Origin of the sequence: Bradyrhizobium campsiandrae (assembly GCF_014529705.1) — a bacterium.
Taxonomy (GTDB): Bacteria; Pseudomonadota; Alphaproteobacteria; order Rhizobiales; family Xanthobacteraceae; genus Bradyrhizobium; species Bradyrhizobium campsiandrae.
In genome coordinates, this window is the sequence record NZ_JAANIH010000015.1 from 31,684 (window position 1) to 52,215 (window position 20,532).

The following is a 20,532-nucleotide window of genomic DNA, read 5'->3' on the forward strand; positions in this document are numbered from 1 at the left end:
CGGGGTGGGATATCGGCATGGGTGAAGCCCGCATCGGCGGGGACCCTGGTTGATCCCGCGTCCGGTCGCGATGGACCTGTCCGGTCGAGATAACAGCTCCGTATTTATTCGACCATTGACCGGGATTAAAAAATCGAGAAAAATGACAAATTATTTAAACCGTGCTTTATTTCCTTCGGCAAGGAGATCGGTGCTGGCAGGTGACACGTCGGAGCGGAACGCTCGGTATTGTGCGACCCTGCCGAACATTCCTTTGGGCCACCGAGCCTCGATTCCTCGCCGGATCCTCGTAGGGGCAGCCTATGGGCCGAGCAGAAGTTCATCTTTCCGACTTGCGGCGCCTGCAGCAGGCGCTGGAAAACATCGCGTCCGACCTCGACGAAATCGAAGGGCGCTCGCATGCGCGCCTCCGCGACCTCGCCAAGGATCTTTATGACAGCCCTACGCGCAGCCTCGAAGCCTGCATGTCCAACTTCGAAATTGCGGTACGGGGCCGCTTGGCGAATTAAGGCGATTTGTTTTGGATGTTGGCGCGAGCGGGCGTGAGCTGCATTGGCCGACGCGGACGCAATCTAGCGATTCCGTCAGATTCCCCCTCGGTTGGGCCATGCTACCCTTGGAGGGCGAGGAATAGGCCAGGCCAGCATGAACTTTGCCACCAGGACCCTGCTGTTTGTGGATGATCATCCGATCTATCGGGACGGCCTTCAGCAAGCAGTGAAGGGTGCGGTGCCCGATCTGCGTGTCCTGATCGCGGACGGCGTCGGCTCCGCCTGGGATCTGCTTCAGAGCAGCTGCGACGTTGACCTTTGCCTGGCGGACTACCGGCTTGGCGATGGCGATGGTCTGTCGCTGATTGCACGCGTTCGCGGCAGCTATCCTGACACGGCCATCGGCCTTCTCTGTGCCGATCCGTCCCCGGAGGTCGTCATGCGCGTGAAGGCGATGGGCGGAGTGGCGTGCCTGTCCAAGGATCGCGACATCGAAGCGCTTTCCCTTGCTCTTGAGGAAGTGTTCGCCGGCGGGACAGTGTTCGACGACATGCCGCTTCCGGCGTCCCATTTCCGCACGCTGTCGATTCGCCGGCGAGAAATATTGCTGCTTGCTGCGACCGGTCTTCTCGACAAGCAGATCGGCGATCGACTCGGCATTTCCGAGAGCACCGTGCGGAATCATTGGCATCACATCTTCGCAACGCTCGGTGCAGGCAACCGCACCGAGGCCGTGTTCAAGGCGACCAGATCGGGGTTCATCTGAAGACGTCGGTTCAAGGTGCGACGGAGCGCTCCAGGCTCGTCAGAGCTGGCCGTATCCGCGCGTTGTACCGGTCCTATACGAGCAGGGTTCTGGTCGTCGGTGCATCGACGATGGGGGCCGTGCTGGTCGGCGTGCTGAGCACTCTGCTCGGCGGGGCCCCGCCGCTCCGCGCGGCGGCTTGGATCGGCGTCGTGGCAGCTGCGGATGTCGCGCTCTCGGTGCTGGATCGCCGATTTCGGGACGCCGATCCGAACGACGACGATCTGCCCTATTGGGCCTGGGCCCGAACGGTCGCCTTGGGTCTGCGGGCTCTCTCCTGGGGTCTTTGTCTTCCTCTCATCCAGCAGCCCGATGATCTCGGCTCCCTGATCATCCCGGCCTGGGGTCTGATCAATCTCATGGCGGCGTCGGCCTATACGGCCGGCCCGTTTTTTCCGTGTCTGCTGGCAACGACGCTCGGCGGCATCGTTCCGGCGGTCGCCTGGCTCGCGCTGCAGAATTCGGACGCCAGCCGATTGGCCGCGATGCTGCTGGTTCTCGCCATTCCCTTCATTGCTTTCATCGGCAGGATGGGGTGGCGCAATGTGGGCGCGCTGATCGAGGCGAGGCTGGATCTGGCGAGCGCGCTCGAACAGCAGAGCCGTCAAATGGCGATCGTCGAAGATGCGATGAGCGAGAGGACACGCTTCTTCTCGGCGGCAAGCCATGATCTGCGGCAGCCTCTCCAGGCGTTGGGCTTCTACGCCTCGCTGTTGATGACGTCGACGGACGATGCCGCGCGCCGCGACGTCATCGGCAAGCTTTCGGAATGCGCAGCCAACCTCGATCGCCAATTTGCCGCGATCCTGGGCGTGGCGGAAGCAGAGGCGGCGTCACGCCGGGCGGCCGTCGCGCCAACCGGGCTGCAAGGAATATTCGAGCGGGTCGCTGTCAGTATTCGGCCGGAGGCGGCCCTGAAGGGATTGTCGTTGCGGATCGTTCCGACGCGACGCTGGGCGGCGGTCGCCCCCGAACTCCTCGAGCGCGTCCTGGTCAATCTCCTGGCCAACGCCGTTCGCTATACGCGACGGGGCGGCGTCCTCATCGGAGTGCGTCCACGGGGCTCCAACCTCGAGATCTGGGTCGTCGACACCGGCATTGGCATCTCTGCCGAGCACAGGGCTCGGATATTCGACGAATTCTACCAGATCGAGAACCCAGCGCGCAGCCGCGAACGCGGCTTCGGGCTCGGCCTTGCGATCGTGCGACGGCTTTGCGGCAGCATGCATTGGGCGCTCCATTGCCGCTCGAAGGTTGGTCGGGGCAGCATCTTCTCGGTGGCCGTGCCAGCGGCGGCCGCCCTTCTGCCGGCCGATGTTGTCGCGGAATCCCCTTCCGAGGCACCCGGAGTGGCTGCCAGAGCAGTGATGTTGATCGACGACGATCCGTCGGTCCGCGACGCCATGAGCCGCGTGATTGCGGGCTGGGGGGTCAAGGTGGTCGACCATGCATCCAGCGCAGTTGCGCTGGAGCATCTCGCCGCGAGCGCCGAGGGCACCTCCTGGCTTGTGCTGATCGACTACCGACTGGACGAGCGCGAAAACGGTTTGGATGTCGCTCGGAAAATCCGCGCCACATGGAAGAAGACCGTCGATGTCGTCTTGATGACGGCCGAGACGAACGCCGACATCTTTGAAGAAGCCGGCGAGTGCGGAATCCCGGTTTTGCGCAAACCGATCAAGCCCATCCGGCTCCGTGCGCTCGTCACCGCACCTGCATTGGGGGCAGGGGGCGGGTAGTTCCGCGCCTTCCGGCGATTGGCCGATCTGTCGATACCGATAGATATCCGTCTCGATCACATCCGGGCATGTTTCGGCATCGACACCGTTGGGTGTTCGGGATGTTGGATTTGACGAGGAGATATATTGTGGCCAGGATTCGCAAATACATACTCGTATTAGCTTCGCTGCTTGCGGCCGGTGCGGGGAGCGAGGCGTGGGCTTCAACGGCCCTGAGCAGTCCCTATTACATCAGTTACAACGTCAACGGCCTGCAATATCAGGTCGACAATATTGTTCTGTTCGAGCAAACCGCCAATTCGTCCGGGCTGACCTGGGCCTTCAGCGCACCGGCCGGAAGCTCGACCATCACCGATCCCTTCACCAAATACGATCCGATCACGTCGACGTTCTTGATGGGAACGGCATCGAATTTGCCGGGAGATCCACCCGGGCAGGATCATCTTGTACTGTTTACAAGTTCGACGTTTGCGCAGTCCGCTCAGAACATCGCTTTTGGCACGTTGTTTCCCGATGTTCTCGAGACGACCTTCGTCTCGACCCTGCGGGATTATTTCAGATCCGGCCCTGGCGGTCTGCCCCCGAGTGATCCCCAGTACAACTTCCTGTTCGGGTTTGCGTCGGAGTATGGGACCGCGTCCCCGATCGAGGGCCAGTCACCGATCGCATTCGACCCTGGTGGTACTTTCCAGGCCATCGCGTTCTCCAACGGACAGGTCATCAGTGATCCCGGCACCGTGACCTTGACCGCTGCCGTGCCCGAACCGTCGACTTGGGCGATGCTGCTGCTGGGGTTCGCCGGATTGGGGATGCTCGCCGTTCGGCGCAAAACGGCGCCGTCTTGTTGCGTGGCCTGAAGGCTGAAAACCGCGTCCAGCGAATCAAGAAAGGGCCGCCGCGGGGCGGCCCTTTCTGCTCCAGGAGCTTCGGCCGCATGCGGTCGCGGGGCTGCCGGCGGCCCATTTTCGTCGCTACACCTTATGATAGTAATTCATCGAAATTCGCGTAACCGGCCGAGCATCTGTTTGCGAAGCAGTCAGCGCATCGAAGATGGGCTGATGCGTGCTCGCAAAACCGTCACGCAAGCAAAGCGAAGCAGAATCGATTCGAAACGCGGCAGCGGCGCGCGTTTACGCGCCATCGTCGTGACAATTCTGCGCAGCAAATCGGCGAAGTGCTTCGACGAACTCGCCTGATGCTTGCATCGCAAAAAGTTTTGCGTGCGATGCCACAATGTCGCTGCGATCATTCAACACGTTGTCTCGCGGGGGGAGAGACGGGTCTTAGCATCACAACGCGCGTCAGACACTCTCTCGTTACGCAGAGGTTCGAATGGCCGTCGCAACTTATGGCTCCAAAGGCGCGTATGTGGGTTCGTCCGCGCGCGGCGGTTCCCTGCAGAGGCCGTTTCAGATCGTGATCATGGCGGCTGATCTTCTGTTGATCCTGTTGAGTTATGTCGTCGGAGCTTCCCTCTACAGTGCGGTGGTTTCCTCACCCGCAGACGGTGGATCGGCGGGGGCTGGATTGTTTGTCGGCGTCGTCTTCGTCGTGATCGCGTACTCCCGTGACGTCTACGCGACGCACCGACTGCTCAATCTTGTCTGGCAGCTCCGAAACGCACTCTTCATTTGGCTGACGTCGCTGACGATCCTGGCCGTCGCGGCGTTCCTGTTGAAGTCGACGGATAATCTGTCCCGAGGCACCGTCATCGTCTTCGCTGCGATCGGTGGCCTCGGCCTGATGAGCCTCCGCTTCGCCTGGCAGGCCGTGTTCGGCACGAGCTTTGCGAGAAGCCGGCTGGTCGATCGCAAGGTGATTCTGCTCAGCCTGAAGCCGCTCGATTTCACCGCGACCCGTTTCAAGGATTTGCGGCGGAACGGCTTCGATATCGTTCGTCATTTCGTTCTCGGGATCGATGTAGCCGATGGACATTGGCAACGACAGATCAGGGACGTCATCCGTCAATCGCACTCGGCCGACGTGGACGAATATCTGCTCGCAATCGATTGGAACGAGCTGCCGATGCTTCGCAAGCTCGGACCGTATTTGCGTGCCGTGCCCCAGCCGATACGTCTGTTGCCGGACGATCCGGTCGCAGATCTCGTCACCCGTCCGTTTCTTCCGGTCAGCGGAACCGTCGCGGTCGAGATTCAGCGGCCGCCGCTCAGCATCCTCGAACGGCTGCAGAAGCGCTGCCTCGATGTCGGGGTGGCGCTGTTCGCGCTGGTGCTCCTGACGCCATTGATTCTGACCGTCGCCGTTCTGATCAAGCTGGATTCGCCCGGGGCCGTCATTTTCCGGCAGTCCCGCCGCGGCTTTAACGGCAAGCCGTTCGAAATCTGGAAGTTTCGCACGATGACGGTCTGCGAGAATGGCGAGACGATCAGGCAGGCGACCAAAAGGGATGCGCGGATCACCAGGATCGGGCGCTTCCTTCGCATGACGAGCATCGACGAGCTGCCGCAGCTCTGGAACGTGTTGCGAGGCGAGATGTCATTGGTCGGACCGCGCCCACACGCGCTCGCCCACGACAACTATTACGACGAGCTCATCAGCAATTATGTCTACCGCCATCACATGAAACCGGGCCTGACCGGCTGGGCTCAGGTCAACGGATTCCGTGGCGAGACGCCGACGATCGACCTGATGGAAAAGCGCGTCGAATACGACGTTTGGTACGTCGGCAATTGGAGCATCTGGCTCGATCTCAAGATCCTGGCGCGCACAGCATCGTCCGTGCTGTTCCAGGAAGCTTATTGAGCCAATCTCTTAAGTCGTATCAGCAGAAGGCCGCAACCGGCGTCAGCTTTGGTTACGTGGCGGTTTCCCGAACAGGCGGGCGATCGCGTCGCCTATCGCAATCAGCGGCGGCGCGAGGACGAAAAAAGCGCCCATCGCGACGGACGCGATGACGTGGCGAAGCGCCAGCGGCTCGTCCTGCTCCACCTCTCTCTGGCTCCGCTCGACAGGGGCCGGCGACAGCGTCTTGGCCAAGGAAGTCGGCAGCGGCTTGCGCGGGCGAATGACAAGCAAAACGAACAAAACGTTCAGCAGAACCCAAATAGCCAAAATGGTGAGGACGATGCGCATCCTTAACTCGCCGGAAATGAACGAGAATATTGTTAGAAGCTAGCTTCTTGGAACCCGGAGCACAAGGTGCCCATATTGGTGGCGGTTTGGGGCGGCCTGAGGATGGAAACAGGCCTTCGCGAATTGAACACCGGGCAAAGGGCACGCGAGCCCCACCAGCCCTGATCAATCTACCTCTACGCTTAGGGCAGGAGTTGCCCCTTGCGAATTCCGGACGAATACGGAGGCCGAGGAGCCGGCAAAAGCTGCGCGTCAGATGTTCCCGGGCGGCGTGCCCGTCACAGATGTCCTTGGGCATGACGCCAGCCCTGACGAGAGGCCTGCAGCGTCGTCCCGACATGGTTCGGCGGCCGGCAGCACTGCTGCTACGGATCCAGTTCCGTATCCCAGTAGAGATAGTCCAGCCAGCTGTCGTGCAGATAGTTCGGCGGGAACAGGCGGCCGTTGCGGTGGAGCTGGTGCACGGTCGGCGCGAACGCGTTCTGGCGCGGAAACATCTTAGCCTGCGCGGGCGTGAGATTGCCCTTGCGCAGGTTACAGGGCGAGCACGCCGCGACCACGTTCTCCCAGGTGGTCTGGCCGCCTTTGCTGCGCGGGATGATGTGGTCGAAGGTGAGGTCTTCGGGCGAGCCGCAATATTGGCAGGCGAAACGATCGCGCAGGAAGACGTTGAATCGGGTGAAGGCGGGATGGGTGGTCGGTTTGACGAAGGACTTGAGCGAGACCACGCTCGGAAGCTGCATCTGCAGCGTCGGACTATGCACCGCCTGATCGTAATGGGCGACGATGTTGACGCGGTCGAGGAACACCGCCTTGATCGCGTCCTGCCACGACCACAGAGACAGTGGGTAGTAACTCAGCGGCCGGAAGTCCGCGTTCAGGACCAGCACCGGCCAACTGCCTTGCGAGACATGTGCGTTCAAGTAACGCTCCCGGCCTCCAATATACGCTGCGAAGCAGCATGTAGTCACATACTACATGCAGCGTGACGGGATTGTGAAGCCCGTTGAGCGACTTATTCAGGCGGAAGCAATCGCGGCGGCAGGGTGGCAGAAGCGCAAAAACGCCGCGATTTGGGGGCTCGATGTGGGCAGGGAAACCTCGGTCCGCCGCGGCATTCCAGTCATGCAGGGCCGCTGCCGGCGAAGCTATTCCGGCACCCGCTCCAGCTTCTGCAAACACCGCGTCGCGCGCACCGCCGCCGGCATGTCCTCGTCCGGAAAGCTGGTCTTCCAATTGGTGACACCGACTTCGCCGACATAGATGTCGCCCCTTGAATCCAGCGCGATGCCGTGGGGCGCCAGGAATTTGCCGCTGGCGATGCCCGGACCTGCTTCGCCGCCAAGACGGGCGATACGCTTGCCGCTGGCATCGACGATCGAGAGCCGCGGACCGAGATTGGGCACGTTGCGGTTGATGTCGAGGCCAGGACCCAGCTCGCCGATGACGAAGGTCGGGCTGTTGCCCCCGCCGCAACGGCACAGCGCGCAGGGCCGGTGCAGGTTGTTCCACTGCGTCTCGTATTTGCCTTCCCCATTGAACACCTGGACGCGGTGGTTCTCGCGGTCGGCGACATAGACCCAGCCGTCGGCATCGGTGGCAATATTGTGCACGATGTTGAACTGGCCGGGATCGGTGCCGGGCTCGCCCCAGCTCTTGATCAGCTTGCCGTCCGGCGTGAACTTGTGCACGCGTGCATTGCCATAGCCGTCGGAGACGTAGATCTCGCCTTGCGGCGACAGCGCGGTGTGGGTGCAGCGATGAAACGGCTCGCCGCTCATGAACGGCGCGGGCTTTTTGGGGATGCCGATCGTCAGCAGCACCTTGCCGTCGGTGGTGCATTTGCGCACGGTGTGGTCGCCGTCATCGGTGCAATAGAGATTATCGTCGGCATCGATGTGCAGGCCATGGGCTCGCGAGAACAGGCCTTCGCCAAAACTGCGGAGAAAATTGCCCTCGCGGTCCAGCACCACCATCGGATGTTCGCCGCGGTTGAAGACATAGACACGGTCCTTGCTGTCGACCGCGACCGAGGCGACGTCGGTCAACTGCCAGCCGTCGGGAAGTTTCGCAAAGTTTTCGACGACGCGGTAGCGGTGCTCTCCGGCGCCGAGAATGGCTGGCATGGGCTCTGTCCTCCGATTATTCCGGGGAGCGCCCCAGAATCCCTTCCTCGATCGCCTTGATCTGCAGCGCGAGAAATTTCGAGTTGATCCGGCACTGCGCGAGGCTGCCGGCGATGAACCACAGGCCGGGCTGCCTCGTGCGCGCATACATGTTGCGCAGCTCGAAGCCGTCGCCGAAGCCCCAGATCGGGCCGACGCGGTCGGCGACGGCATCGCCGAACAGCTTTCGCACCAGGTATTGCTGCGGCTTGTAGCCTGTCGAGAGCACGATGAGATCGGCTGCGATGGCCGTGCCGTCCTGCATCTGCGCGCCGTTTTCCGTGAAGCTCTCGATGTCCTCGAACTGCCTCAGCTTGATCGCGCCTTCGACGATCAGGTTGGAGCAGCCGACGTTGAAATAATAGCCGCCGCCGCGGGTGAGATATTTGAACTGCCAACCGGTGCCGGCCTCGCCGAAGTCGAGCTTGAAGCCGACGCGGCGAAGGCCGTCGAGCAGCTCCTTGTCGAGATCCTTCGACTGCTCGGTCAGCATCACATGGGTCTTCTTCGCCAGCGGCGTCGGCATCGACACCGCGATCAGATCGTTGTCCTCCAGCGTCCCCTCATTGTAGGTCGCGTAGGCGAGCTGCGCCGACGGCTCGATATTGGTGACCAGCGTCGGCGAGCGTTGCAGCAGCGTCACCTCGGCGCCGCTGGAATGAAGGTCCTGCGCGATGTCGTGGCCGCTATTGCCGGTGCCGATGACGATGGCGCGCTTGCCGGTCCAGGCTTCGCCGTCCTCGTAGCGGCTGGAATGCAGCAGCGTGCCCTTGAAACGATCCAGGGTCGGAATGTCGGGGACGTTGGCGATGCCACTGACGCCGGTCGCCATGATCACATGGCGCGGATGCATGGTGCGCCGGCTGCCGTCGGCGCGGCGCACCGTCACCGTCCAGTGTCCCCGGGCCTCGTCATAGGTGCCGCCTTCGAACTCGGTGCCGGTCCAGAAATTCAGCTCCATCGCATCGACGTAAGCTTCGAACCAGTTGGCGAGCTTGTCCTTGGGGATATAGGTCGGCCAGCTCGGCGGGAACGGCATATAGGGCATGTGATTGACCTGCACCTGGTTGTGCAGGGTGAGCGCGTGGTAGCGCTTGCGCCAGTTATCGCCGACGCGTGCCTCGCGATCGACGATCAGGGTGTCGACCTGCAATTGCTTCAGCCGCGCCGCGACCGCGAGCCCGGCCTGGCCGCCGCCGACCACCAGCACGGCGGGGTCGCGGTCGGCGTAGTCGCGCGCGGCGTTGCGCAGATCGAGCCAGTTCGGCCCGCGAAAATCGCGCGAATAGGCCTGTCCCCGCGGCCGCGAGCTGCCGAGCTGTTCTTCGAAGCCTTTGAGCTCCTCGAGTGCAGTGAGCAGCGTCCACGCCTTCAGCCGGTCGCCGTCGGCCGCATCTGGCACGAGCCGCACGATGCCGCTGCCGCGGCCGAGCGCGGTCTCGAAACTGAAGATGCCCTCGATATTGTTGGTGCCGGCGCGTGTCACCCAGCGCGGCGCCGCGCGGTTCGGCGCGATCTTGAAATTCGCCGGTGCCGCCTGGGGCGCCAGCCCAGTCAGCGCCTGCACGACGGCATCGCGGCCTGCAAGCGTCTGCAGGTTCCAGCTCAGCGCCAGCACGTCGCGCCAAAAACAGTCAGTGGCGAAGAGACGATCCAGCGCAGCGCGATCGGGCCAGCCCGCCGCGCGCTCGAACGCATCGAGCCAGGCTTGCGCGGCTACCGCAATGTCCTTCGTGCGATCCAGCATGCGCCACCTCGTGGCCGTCTTCGCGGCGTTCCCTGAACTCGAGGCTATAATGGATCAGTTCGCGTCGACAGCGCTTTACCCGAGCGGGAGCTGCATGTGGCCCTGCGCAGGCGGAATACGCGAAGGTCACGCCGACAGCACGCCCTCGCGCTTCTTTACCGCGCGATAATAGCTCCACCACAGATGCGCGGCGGCGCCGCGGAACGGACGCCAGGGTTCGGCGAGCGGCGCCATCTGTTTTTCCGTTGGCCGCGCCGTCAGGCCGAGCCCGATACGGATGCCCTCCTGCACCGCGAGGTCGCCGGCGGGCCAGGCATCGCCATGGCCGAGGCAGAACAGGAGATAGACGTCGGCGGTCCACGGCCCGATCCCGGGCAGCGACATCAGCGTGTGATGCGCGGCATCCGCGTCTTCCTCTGCGAGCACATCGAGGTTCAGCCGCTCCGCGACGATTTCGCGCGCCAGATGCTTCAGCGTCTTGATCTTGGCGGCAGACAAGCCGAGCCGGCCCAGCCGGTCGGTGCGGGCGCGGCGTACCGCCTCATGGTCGAACGGATCGAAAGCGGCGGATAGCCGGCCCCAGATCGCCGCGGCGCTCGCGGTCGACAATTGCTGCCCGCAAACGATATGCGCAAGCCCCGCAAAGCCCGGTTCGCGCCGCCGCAAGGCGGGCATGCCCGCGATATCGAGCACGGGCCTGAGGCGCGGATCGCGCTTGACCAGCGTGTGGACGGCCTCTTCGAGATCGGACTGGGTTTCGAGATGAAGGGGCATTGTCGCTCTACTCGTGCACGGCCTTGACCCGCGCATCCATCTCCTATCGTAACAGAGTCTTGGCCGTGACGAGATCTTGCCAAATGCCGCCACCCGTTTTCCGGTTCGCCCCCAGCCCCAATGGTCACCTCCACCTTGGCCACGCTTATTCCGCGCTGCTGAACTTCGACCGTGCGCAGGAAACCGGCGGGCGGCTGTTGCTGCGGATCGAGGACATCGACGCGACGCGCTGCCGGCCGGAGTTCGAGGCCGCGATCTACGAGGACCTCGCCTGGCTTGGGATCGCCTGGGACACGCCGGTGCGGCGGCAATCCGAGCATCTCGCCGATTATCGCGCTGCGCTGGCGAAACTCGCCGCGCTCGGGCTCGTCTATTCCGCTTTCGAGAGCCGCGCCGAGATCGCAAGGGTGGTGGCCGCGCGCGAGGCCGGTGGGCCGTGGCCGCGCGATCCCGACGGCGCGCCGCTCTATCCTGGCGATGCGAAATCGCTCACCGCCAGCGAGCGGTCGCGTCTGATCGACAGCGGTGCGCCCTATGCCTTGCGGCTCGACATGGCCGAGGCTTGCCGGCGCGTCTCCGGCCTATCCTGGAACGAACTGGGCGAAGGGCCCGATGGCGAGCGCGGCGTGGTCGCCGCACGCCCTGAGGCCTGGGGCGACGTGATCCTGGCCCGAAAGGAGACCCCGACCAGCTATCACTTGTCCGTGGTGGTCGACGACGCGCTCCAGGGCGTGAGCGAGATCGTGCGCGGCCAGGACCTGTTTCACGCCACTTCGGTCCACCGCCTGCTCCAGGCTCTGCTCGGCCTGGCCGAGCCCATCTATCGCCATCACGGCCTGATTCGCGGCGCCGACGGTCGGAAGCTGTCGAAATCGGACCGCTCGACCGGCCTGCGGGAGTTGCGCGATGCTGGGGTCACAGCCGCCGGCGTCCGCCGGCTGGTGGGATTAGATCAAGTTTCTCTGGGGGTTAGCCAAACGCCGCCGTGACTCCGGGGGTTTCGTCGTGTCATGCTTGCCTGATGGTCCGGGGTTCGAAGGGAATACTTCGAAGGGGATTTATGGCGGCGAAAACGCGCGCAGCGCGCACCACGCGAAAGTCCAGGCAACCGCCTCGGAAGCGGTCCAGGGCGGTCGGCAAAGTGCGCAAGCGCAGCACCGGGAATGTCGCGCCTGACGTGATCCAGGCGGCGCTCGCGGCGTTTGCTCACGAGGTCCGGACGCCCCTGACCGGTATTCTGGCGATCAGCGACCTGCTTTCAACCTCTGACCTCGGGGAGCGGGAGCGGCGCTGGGCCGACACCATCAAGGCCGGCGCCGAACATCTGGCGAACCTCGCCACCCTGTTCGTCGATGCCGCCAAGACCGGCAAGGCGGCCGGGAAGGGCGGCAGCACGCTGCGGCAGGATTTGTTCGACCTGCGGGCGCTCGCCCGCAGGTCCGGCGATTCGCTCGCCGGCCGCGCGGCGGCCAAGGGCCTCCAGGCCGAGGCCGAGATCTCCGACAAGCTCCCAGGCCTCGTGGTCGGCGATCCCGTTCGCCTGCGCGCCGCGCTCGAGAACCTGATCGACAATGCCGTCAAATTCACCGAACGGGGCGTCGTGGCGATCTCGGTTGCGCCTTGGCGTCCTGCTAAAGGCAAGGCAGGCGGCAAAGGCAAGGAGAAGGACAGACGCCGGGTCGGTGTCGCCTTCTCGATCTCCGACAGCGGCATCGGCCTGACCATGGCCGAGATCAAGCGGCTGTTCCGCCCGTTCACGCAGGCCAATGTCACCATCGCCTCGCGCTTTGGCGGTGCCGGGCTCGGTCTGTCCTCGGTGAAGCAGCTGGCACGCGCGATGGGTGGCGACATCACGGTTGCGCCGCGCCGCGGCGGCGGCGCCACATTTACGCTGACGGTGTCGCTGGAGGCGGCCGCATCGGGCAGGTCGCGCAAGGCGAAGGGTGAGGCGGAAGCCGATGCCGTCGCGCCGCTGCGCGTGCTCAGCGTCGAGGACAATCCGTTCGGCCGCGTCGTGCTCAACACGATCCTGACCGAGCTCGGCCATCATGCCGAATTCATCGGGCGCGGCGAGGATGCTGTGAACAGGCTCGCCCGAGGCGGCTTCGACGCGGTGCTGATGGACATGGTGCTGCCGGGCATCGACGGCGTCGAGGCGATCAGGCTGATCCGCACGATGCAGGCGCCGCTGGCTCGGATCCCGATCATCGGCGTGTCCGGCCGCGGCGAGGACGAGGCGGCCTCGCGCGCAGCCGGCGCCGATGCCTTCCTGGTCAAGCCTGTGTCCCCGCGGGCGTTAGCGACTGCGCTGCTTGAAGCGACACGCCGTGAGGAAGTCGCGACTTGATGATCGCCGCGTTCAGTTCGCCGCCAAACACGAAGATCGCGGCAATGAAATACAGAAACACCAGCGCGATGATCACCGAGGCGAGCCCCGCATACATCGTCACGTAATTGTTGGCGAAGCGGGCCAGATATTGCCCGAACACGATGCCCGAGATCAGCGATGCCACGATGGTGAAGACGATGCCGGGCAGGATTTGGAAGAAGCTGCGTCGTCCCGCCGGCAGCCAGGCGTGCAGGATGAGCAGCGCGACCACCAGCGCGCCAATGGTGATGCCATAGCGCAGCCAGGTGAGGATGCTCTCGTTGGATTCGACGAACAGCGGAATGTGGCGCCGCGCCGCCGCGATGAAGAGCGGCCCGAGCACGATCAGGAACGCCATGGCGAGCGCCGTGAAGGCCGCAACCAGCGTGTAGCCGATCGATTCCAGCCGCAGCCAGTACCAGCGCCGCATCTCCACCACGGCATAGGCGCGGTTCAGCGCGACGCGGAGCGCCTCGACGCCGTTCGAGGCGAAATAGACCGACAGCACCGCGCCGATCGTCAGCACACCGGTGCGGGTGGTGGTCAGCACGTCGTGGATCTCGCCGGACAGGGAATCGGCCACTTGCTTCGGCCAGACCTGGAGCATCAGCCCGGCCGCCTGGTCGGCAAGTTCCTTTGAGCCGAAGAAGCCGGCCAACGAAGTCAGCACGATCAGGAACGGGAACAGAGCCATCAGCGTCGACAGCGCGATGTGGCTCGCGATCGCCCAGCCGTCGTCGGCCAGGAACGTATAGAAGGCGTCCTCCACGATGACGTAGATGGTGCGGATGGCTTTCACGAGCGACCTACACGACAGCCGTCGCTCGCTCGCCCCGTGTGCAGGGAGAGGCAAAGAAGCCGGGCAATTGGCACGGGCCGGAAATCATCTCGCTACCATCTGATATTATTGACGGAAAAGCCAGATCGCGAAGCGCCCCCGTCGTCGTTCCGGGGCGATGCCAAGCATCGACCGCTGCGCGCGCCCCGGAATGACGGCGATGGGTACCGCGACGCCATGGCGCATCTGCAAGCACGGTGTTATCACCCCCAAATGGCATCCCTCCTGAGTACCTTCATCCTGCCGATCGCCGTGGCCGCCGTGGCGGTGGTGCTGCTGCTCGGCCTCTTCAACATGATGCGTGGCGGCTCGCCCAACACCTCGCAGAAATTGATGCGCTGGCGCGTGCTGCTTCAGTTCATCGCGATCGTCATCGCCATGGTCGCGGTCTGGGCGATGGGGCGTTAACATGGTCGTGCTCAACCGCATCTATACGAAGACCGGTGACGACGGAACGACAGCGCTCGGCTCAGGCGAGCGCCGTCCGAAATACGATCTGCGGATCGCAGCCTACGGCACGGTCGACGAGACCAATGCCGCGATCGGCGTGGTGCGGCTTTACACCAAGGATGCGCCCGAGCTCGATGCGATGCTCGGCCGCATCCAGAACGATCTGTTCGATCTCGGCGCCGATCTCGCGGTGCCCGAGCGTGAAGGCAAAGCGGAAAGGCTGCGGGTGGTGGCAAGTCAAGTCGAGCGGCTCGAGCACGACATCGACGCGCTCAACGACAAGCTCGCGCCGCTCACCTCTTTCGTGTTGCCGGGTGGCACGCCGGCCGCCGCCTACCTTCATGTCGCCCGCACGATTTGCCGCAGGGCGGAACGGGCGATGGTGGAACTGGCGGCCCGCCCTGACGAGCCGGTGAGCGCGGCTGGCATTCAGTATATGAATCGCCTGTCGGACTTCCTGTTCGTGGCCAGCCGCGCCGCTAATCATAACGGCGCCGGCGATGTGCTCTGGGTTCCCGGCCAGAATCGCTGAGGTCAAGGGATCGCTGAGCTGAAGGGATTGCTGACCCCATTGAGGTCGGCATTTCCCGGGGCTAAAATTAGGCCCCTTCGCGCGTTGACCGGGCCGGATCAGGCCTTTAGGTTCCGCGCCAGTTGAATGCCCCCTCCCAGATTGAGTGAAAGAGGATCGATGAAGGTCTTAGTGCCGGTAAAGCGGGTGGTCGATTACAACGTCAAGGTCCGCGTCAAGGGCGATGGATCGGGCGTTGAACTCGCCAACGTCAAGATGTCGATGAACCCGTTCGACGAAATCGCGGTCGAGGAAGCGCTGCGCCTGAAGGAAGCCGGCAAGGCGACCGAAGTCGTGGTGGTCTCCATCGGGCCTGCGCAGGCGTCGGAGACGATCCGCACTGGTTTGGCCATGGGCGCCGATCGCGGCATCCTGGTGAAGGCCGAGGGCACCGTCGAGCCGCTCGCCGTCGCCAAGATCCTGAAGAAGGTTGCCGAAGAAGAGCAGCCCGGCCTGATCATCCTCGGCAAGCAGGCGATCGACGACGACAGCAATCAGACCGGCCAGATGCTGGCCGCGCTGCTCGGCTGGTCGCAGGCGACCTTCGCCTCGAAGCTCGAGGTCGAAGGTTCCGACTTCAAGGTCACCCGCGAAGTCGACGGCGGCCTGCAGACCGTCAAGCTGAAGGGACCGGCGATCGTCACCACTGACCTCCGTCTCAACGAGCCGCGCTATGCCTCGCTGCCCAACATCATGAAGGCCAAGAAGAAGCCGATCGCGGACAAGGCCGTCGCCGATTACGGCGTCGACGTCACCGCGCGGCTCGAGGTTCTGAAGACAACCGAACCGGCAGGCCGCAAGGCGGGCGTCAAGGTCAAGGACGTCGCCGAGCTGGTGTCGAAACTCAAGAACGAAGCCGGGGTGCTCTGATGACGACGCTGCTGATTGCCGAACACGACAATGCGTCGCTCAAGGATGCAACCAACAAGGCCCTGACCGCAGCTAGCGCGCTCGGCGCCGACGTTGACGTGCTGGTGGCCGGCCAGAATGCCAAGGCCGCGGCGGATGCCGCCGCCAAGCTCGCCGGCGTCAAGAAGGTGCTGCTCGCCGACGGCGAGACCTATGCGCACGATCTCGCCGAACCGCTGGCCGCGCTGATCGTCTCGCTGGCCCCGTCCTATGACGCGATCGTCGCGCCCGCGACCTCGCGCTTCAAGAACGTGATGCCGCGCGTGGCTGCCCTGCTCGACGTGATGCAGGTCTCGGAGATCATCAAGGTCGTCGCCCCCGACACCTATGAGCGTCCGATCTATGCCGGCAACGCCATCCAGACCGTGAAGTCGAAGGACGCCAAGAAGGTCATCACCGTCCGCACCTCCACCTTCGCCGCCGCCGGTGAAGGCGGCAGCGCGTCGGTCGAGAGCGTCGCGGCGGCGGCCGATCCGGGCCTGTCGTCCTTCGTCGGCGAGGAGGTCGCCAAGAGCGACCGCCCCGAGCTGACCTCGGCCAAGATCATCGTCTCCGGCGGTCGCGCCATGCAGAGCCGCGAGAACTTCGCCAAATACATCGAGCCGCTCGCCGACAAGCTGGGCGCCGGTGTCGGTGCCTCGCGTGCGGCGGTCGACGCCGGCTATGCGCCGAACGACTGGCAGGTCGGCCAGACCGGCAAGGTGGTGGCCCCCGAGCTCTATGTCGCGGTCGGCATTTCCGGCGCCATCCAGCATCTGGCCGGCATGAAGGACTCCAAGGTGATCGTCGCGATCAACAAGGACGAGGACGCGCCGATCTTCCAGGTCGCCGATTACGGCCTGGTCGCCGACCTCTACCAGGCGGTTCCGGAGCTGACGACCGAACTCGGCAAGCTCGGCAAGTAAAAGCCGTTCAAAACACCGGCCGGAGGTATAAACTCCGGCCGGTGTTTCATTTCTGAGGCGTTTTCTTTGGCGCGGGGCGCGCCTTTGAAGCGATCCAATCTAGGTTTCGAGCCAGGATTCTGATCTAATCGGGCTTCCGATTGGATCGGTTCTCCCGGCTCAGGGAATTAAGGCAGGGCGCGATATGCGCGCCGTTCCGGTGGATGACATTATGGCGGCAGTGATCAAGAAGGTCGGCGTGATCGGCGCGGGGCAGATGGGCAATGGCATCGCCCATGTCGCCGCCCTGGCCGGCTTCGATGTGGTGCTCAACGACGTCTCGGCCGACCGCCTGAAGTCAGGCATGGCGACCATCAACGGCAATCTGGCGCGCCAAGTCTCCAAGAAGGCCGTCACCGAGGACGACAAGACCAAGGCGATGGCGCGCATCTCGCTGGCCGAGAAGCTCGACGACCTCGCCGATTGCGATCTCGTGATCGAGACCGCGGTCGAGAAGGAAGAGGTCAAGCGCAAGATTTTCCACGAGCTCTGCGCGGTGCTTAAGCCCGAGGCGATCGTCGCCTCCGACACGTCGTCGATCTCGATCACGCGGCTCGCCGCCGCCACCGACCGGCCCGAGCGCTTCATCGGCATTCATTTCATGAATCCGGTGCCGCTGATGGAGCTGGTCGAGCTGATCCGCGGTATCGCCACCGACGATTCCACCTTCGAGGCGTCCAAGGAATTCGTTGCCAAGCTCGGCAAGCAGGTCGCCGTTTCCGAGGATTTCCCGGCCTTCATCGTCAACCGGATCCTGCTGCCGATGATCAACGAGGCGATCTACACGCTGTACGAAGGCGTCGGCAATGTCGAGGCGATCGACGCGGCGATGAAGCTCGGTGCGCATCACCCGATGGGTCCGCTGGAGCTCGCCGATTTCATCGGCCTCGATACCTGCCTGTCGATCATGCAGGTGTTGCATGAGGGCCTCGCCGACTCCAAGTACCGTCCGTGTCCGCTGCTGGTGAAATACGTCGAGGCCGGTTGGCTCGGCCGCAAGACCCAGCGCGGCTTCTACGACTACCGCGGCGCCAAGCCGGTTCCGACAAGGTAAGACGTTCTCTCGTGCCCCGGACGCAGCGCAGCGCGTTAGCGATGCGCTGCAGAGCCGGGGCCCAGTAGCCGCGTGCGCTGAAGGCTGGGTCCCGGCTCTGCGGTGCGTCACTTGCGTGCCGCCCCTTGTCCGGGACACGCCTGCCGTGCTGCTCCATGACAATTCATGTCGCGTTAACCTCTCGCGCCTAGGCTGCGCCCGGTACGAGGGTTCGCGTAATGGACACGATGGCGATGGTCAGCACCATGCTGGCCTCTCAGCAGGGCGCGCTGCAGTCGAATATCGCGGCGACGCTGACGAAGCAGAATTTGGACATGGAGAAATCCACCGTCCTGACGCTGCTGGGCGCCGGTCAGCCATCCCTCGCCAATGTCGGCCCCGGCGTCGGCGGCAATCTCAACGTCACCGCCTGAAACTCCGCTTAGAGCGCTGCGGCCGCTGGCCCTAGCGCGGCGCGGATCAGCTTGAGCGCGTCGTCGCTCGCCCACTCCGCCGGTCCCGCGATGGTCGCGATCTCGCAGCCTTGCGGGTCGACCAGCACCGAGGTCGGCATGCCCAGCGCCCGGCCTATGGACTTAAGATCCTGGAAAACCTTGGCTTTCTGGTCGGTGAAAGAGCCGAGCCGGGTCAGATTGGCGTCCTTCAGGAAGTTTTTCGGCTTCTCGGGGTCCCGGGTGTCGATATTGATCGCGACCACCTCGAAATTGGGACCGGACAGCTTGGTTTGAAGCTGCTCCAGCGCCGGCATCTCCTTGCGGCAGGGCACGCACCAGGTGGCCCAGAGGTTGACCAGCAGCGTCTTGCCGCGGAAATCCGACAGCTTCCTCGGCTTGCCGTCGGCATCCTCAAAGGCGAGGTCGGGCAGCTTCAGGGGGGCGCTGGCCATGGTCAGCGCAGCCACCTCGCCATGGGCGAGCGGAGCGATCCTCGCGGCCGTGGCCACCGCCGGCTTGCAGGTCGGATCGCCTGAGGGCGCCCGGTTCAGGCCGAGCCCATAGAGCGCAGCGAATCCGGCGAGGCCACCGACCACCACGGTGGCGATGACGATGGGGATCCGGCGCGTGGCGGAGGGCTTCTGGTCGAGCATATCGTTTGTCATCCGGTCGCAGATATGGCTATCAGGGGCCTCTTAATACGGCTGGCCTTGGCCAGCAAACATGCGGCAAAGCAAGGCGTGAGCAGGGGATCATGAGCAACAAGATGTGGGGCGGCCGGTTCTCGGAGCGTCCCGATGAGATCATGGAAGAGATCAACGTCTCCATCGACGTCGATCGTCACCTCTTTGCCCAGGACATTGCCGCGTCCAAGGCCCACGCCGCGATGCTGGCCGCGAACGGCATCATCACGGCTTCTGATGCGAAAAATATCGGCAAGGGTCTAGACACGATTTTGTCAGAGATCGGCAAGGGCGGCTTCGAGTTCAAGCGCGCGCTCGAGGACATTCATATGAATGTCGAGAGCCGCCTGTCGGAGCTGATCGGGCCTGCCGCCGGCCGCCTGCACACCGCCCGCTCCCGCAACGACCAGGTCGCGACCGATTTCCGTCTCTATGTCCGCGACATCGTCGACGAAACCGATGCGGCGCTCGCTGCGTTCCAGCAGGCGCTGGTGGAGCGCGCGCTCGAGCATGCCGGCACCGTCATGCCCGGCTTCACGCATCTGCAGACCGCGCAGCCCGTGACCTTCGGCCACCATCTGCTCGCCTATGTCGAGATGGCGGCGCGCGACCGCGGCCGTTTTCAGGATGCGCGCAAGCGGCTCAATGAATCCCCGCTCGGCGCGGCCGCGCTCGCCGGCACCTCGTTTCCGATCGACCGTCACGCCACAGCCAAGGCATTGGGCTTCGATCGCCCGATGGCGAATTCGCTCGATGCGGTCTCCGACCGCGACTTCGTGCTGGAGACGCTCTCGGCGGCTTCGATCTGCGCGGTGCACATGTCGCGCCTTGCCGAGGAGATCGTGATCTGGACCTCGCCGCTGGTCGGCCTGATCCGCCTCAGCGACAAGTTCACCACCGGCTCCTCGATCATGCCGCAGAAGCGCAATCCTGATGCCGCCGAGCTCGTGCGCGCCAAGTCCGGTCGCGTCATCGGCGCGCTCAACGGTCTGTTGATCGTGATGAAGGGCCTGCCGCTCGCCTATCAAAAGGACATGCAGGAGGACAAGCAGGGCGCCATGGAGGGTTTTGCGGCGCTGTCGCTGGCGATCCGCGCCATGACCGGCATGGTCCGCGACCTCGTGCCCGACGAGGCCAGGATGAAGGCCGCCGCCGGCGAGGGCTATGCCACCGCGACCGATCTTGCCGACTGGCTGGTGCGGAGCCTGAAGATGCCGTTCCGCGAGGCCCATCACGTCACCGGCCGCATCGTTGCCAAGGCCTCCGAGGGCGGTGTGGCGCTGCATGAGCTGCCGCTAAAGGACATGCAGGCGATCGAGCCTAAAATCACCAAGGACGTGCTCGGCGTGCTCTCGGTCGAATCCTCGGTGAAGAGCCGCACCAGCTTCGGCGGCACCGCGCCGAAGAACGTGGCCGCCCAGGCCAAGGCCTGGGCGAAGCGGCTGGAAAAAGAGCGGAAATAGGGCT

At 64.0% G+C, this 20,532-nt stretch carries 22 protein-coding genes; 14 read left to right on the forward strand and 8 right to left on the reverse strand.

The genetic code is table 11. The features are described 5' to 3' along the window. The first annotated feature begins 302 nt into the window (after positions 1 to 302). From G8O24_RS13375 to G8O24_RS45595, 4 genes are all read left to right on the forward strand, one after another. A complete protein-coding gene (locus tag G8O24_RS13375; protein WP_188099913.1) occupies positions 303 to 509 on the forward strand; it encodes a hypothetical protein in 207 nt (68 codons plus the stop codon). 136 nt (positions 510 to 645) lie between these two features. Then, positions 646 to 1,257 (forward strand): response regulator transcription factor, encoded by a 612-nt coding sequence (locus G8O24_RS13380; RefSeq protein WP_188099914.1) that lies wholly within the window; start codon positions 646 to 648, stop codon positions 1,255 to 1,257. Between the two features lie 119 nt (positions 1,258 to 1,376). Continuing rightward, on the forward strand, positions 1,377 to 3,035 hold the full coding sequence (locus G8O24_RS13385; protein ID WP_188099916.1) for a hybrid sensor histidine kinase/response regulator: 1,659 nt from the start codon (positions 1,377 to 1,379) through the stop codon (positions 3,033 to 3,035). 128 nt (positions 3,036 to 3,163) lie between these two features. Then, positions 3,164 to 3,892, forward strand: a complete 729-nt coding sequence (locus tag G8O24_RS45595; RefSeq protein WP_202988756.1) for a PEP-CTERM sorting domain-containing protein — start codon at positions 3,164 to 3,166, stop codon at positions 3,890 to 3,892. A gap of 179 nt (positions 3,893 to 4,071) precedes the next feature. On the opposite strand, the gene G8O24_RS13395 is transcribed toward G8O24_RS45595, so the two are convergent. Further along, the gene (locus G8O24_RS13395; protein WP_188099920.1) at positions 4,072 to 4,284 is read right to left on the reverse strand and encodes a hypothetical protein; all 213 of its coding nucleotides are present in this window, start codon (positions 4,282 to 4,284) and stop codon (positions 4,072 to 4,074) included. An 83-nt stretch (positions 4,285 to 4,367) separates the two neighbouring features. Between G8O24_RS13395 and G8O24_RS13400 the strand changes: the two genes are divergently transcribed. After that, a complete protein-coding gene (locus G8O24_RS13400) occupies positions 4,368 to 5,798 on the forward strand; it encodes an undecaprenyl-phosphate glucose phosphotransferase (RefSeq protein ID WP_188099922.1) in 1,431 nt (476 codons plus the stop codon). Positions 5,799 to 5,840: 42 nt separating this feature from the next. Here G8O24_RS13400 and G8O24_RS13405 read toward each other — a convergent pair whose 3' ends face one another. From G8O24_RS13405 to G8O24_RS13425, 5 genes are all read right to left on the reverse strand, one after another. Further along, positions 5,841 to 6,128 carry a hypothetical protein gene (locus G8O24_RS13405; protein WP_188099924.1) on the reverse strand — a complete coding sequence of 96 codons (288 nt, stop codon included), beginning with the start codon at positions 6,126 to 6,128 and terminating at the stop codon, positions 5,841 to 5,843. Positions 6,129 to 6,493: 365 nt separating this feature from the next. Further along, entirely contained in the window at positions 6,494 to 7,051 is a 558-nt protein-coding gene (locus G8O24_RS13410; protein ID WP_028134115.1) for an HNH endonuclease, read from the reverse strand. A gap of 225 nt (positions 7,052 to 7,276) precedes the next feature. Beyond that, positions 7,277 to 8,254, reverse strand: coding sequence for a peptidyl-alpha-hydroxyglycine alpha-amidating lyase family protein (locus tag G8O24_RS13415; protein WP_188099925.1), 978 nt, complete (start codon positions 8,252 to 8,254; stop codon positions 7,277 to 7,279). A 16-nt stretch (positions 8,255 to 8,270) separates the two neighbouring features. Next, positions 8,271 to 10,040, reverse strand: a complete 1,770-nt coding sequence (locus G8O24_RS13420; protein ID WP_188099926.1) for a flavin-containing monooxygenase — start codon at positions 10,038 to 10,040, stop codon at positions 8,271 to 8,273. A 126-nt stretch (positions 10,041 to 10,166) separates the two neighbouring features. Further along, complete coding sequence (locus G8O24_RS13425) at positions 10,167 to 10,814, reverse strand: DNA-3-methyladenine glycosylase family protein (RefSeq protein ID WP_188099927.1); 648 nt, start codon at positions 10,812 to 10,814, stop codon at positions 10,167 to 10,169. Positions 10,815 to 10,897: 83 nt separating this feature from the next. Here G8O24_RS13425 and gluQRS point away from each other — a divergent pair, with 83 nt between their 5' ends. Then, positions 10,898 to 11,803 carry a tRNA glutamyl-Q(34) synthetase GluQRS gene (gene gluQRS, locus G8O24_RS13430; protein ID WP_188099928.1) on the forward strand — a complete coding sequence of 302 codons (906 nt, stop codon included), beginning with the start codon at positions 10,898 to 10,900 and terminating at the stop codon, positions 11,801 to 11,803. Positions 11,804 to 11,874: 71 nt separating this feature from the next. After that, positions 11,875 to 13,161, forward strand: coding sequence for an ATP-binding protein (locus tag G8O24_RS13435; RefSeq protein WP_188099929.1), 1,287 nt, complete (start codon positions 11,875 to 11,877; stop codon positions 13,159 to 13,161). On the opposite strand, the gene G8O24_RS13440 is transcribed toward G8O24_RS13435, so the two are convergent. Next, positions 13,088 to 13,981 carry a YihY/virulence factor BrkB family protein gene (locus tag G8O24_RS13440; RefSeq protein ID WP_188099930.1) on the reverse strand — a complete coding sequence of 298 codons (894 nt, stop codon included), beginning with the start codon at positions 13,979 to 13,981 and terminating at the stop codon, positions 13,088 to 13,090. The genes G8O24_RS13435 and G8O24_RS13440 overlap by 74 nt on opposite strands. 252 nt (positions 13,982 to 14,233) lie before the next feature. On the opposite strand from G8O24_RS13440, the gene G8O24_RS13445 reads away from it, so the two are divergent. From G8O24_RS13445 to G8O24_RS13470, 6 genes are all read left to right on the forward strand, one after another. Beyond that, positions 14,234 to 14,428, forward strand: a complete 195-nt coding sequence (locus G8O24_RS13445) for a twin transmembrane helix small protein (RefSeq protein WP_188099932.1) — start codon at positions 14,234 to 14,236, stop codon at positions 14,426 to 14,428. A 1-nt stretch (position 14,429) separates the two neighbouring features. Next, the gene (locus G8O24_RS13450) at positions 14,430 to 15,002 is read left to right on the forward strand and encodes a cob(I)yrinic acid a,c-diamide adenosyltransferase (protein ID WP_188099934.1); all 573 of its coding nucleotides are present in this window, start codon (positions 14,430 to 14,432) and stop codon (positions 15,000 to 15,002) included. Positions 15,003 to 15,161: 159 nt separating this feature from the next. After that, entirely contained in the window at positions 15,162 to 15,911 is a 750-nt protein-coding gene (locus tag G8O24_RS13455) for an electron transfer flavoprotein subunit beta/FixA family protein (protein WP_188099936.1), read from the forward strand. Beyond that, positions 15,911 to 16,855: an electron transfer flavoprotein subunit alpha/FixB family protein gene (locus tag G8O24_RS13460; protein ID WP_188099938.1), complete on the forward strand. Its 945-nt coding sequence runs from the start codon at positions 15,911 to 15,913 to the stop codon at positions 16,853 to 16,855. Before G8O24_RS13455 ends, G8O24_RS13460 begins: the two co-directional genes overlap by 1 nt. A gap of 211 nt (positions 16,856 to 17,066) precedes the next feature. Then, positions 17,067 to 17,948 (forward strand): 3-hydroxybutyryl-CoA dehydrogenase, encoded by an 882-nt coding sequence (locus G8O24_RS13465; RefSeq protein ID WP_188099940.1) that lies wholly within the window; start codon positions 17,067 to 17,069, stop codon positions 17,946 to 17,948. A gap of 218 nt (positions 17,949 to 18,166) precedes the next feature. Beyond that, positions 18,167 to 18,361 carry a putative motility protein gene (locus G8O24_RS13470; protein ID WP_188099942.1) on the forward strand — a complete coding sequence of 65 codons (195 nt, stop codon included), beginning with the start codon at positions 18,167 to 18,169 and terminating at the stop codon, positions 18,359 to 18,361. A gap of 8 nt (positions 18,362 to 18,369) precedes the next feature. On the opposite strand, the gene tlpA is transcribed toward G8O24_RS13470, so the two are convergent. Further along, a complete protein-coding gene (tlpA, locus tag G8O24_RS13475; RefSeq protein ID WP_188100116.1) occupies positions 18,370 to 19,035 on the reverse strand; it encodes a thiol:disulfide interchange protein TlpA in 666 nt (221 codons plus the stop codon). Positions 19,036 to 19,136: 101 nt separating this feature from the next. Here tlpA and argH point away from each other — a divergent pair, with 101 nt between their 5' ends. Further along, a complete protein-coding gene (gene argH / locus G8O24_RS13480; RefSeq protein ID WP_188099944.1) occupies positions 19,137 to 20,528 on the forward strand; it encodes an argininosuccinate lyase in 1,392 nt (463 codons plus the stop codon). Positions 20,529 to 20,532: the final 4 nt, after the last annotated feature.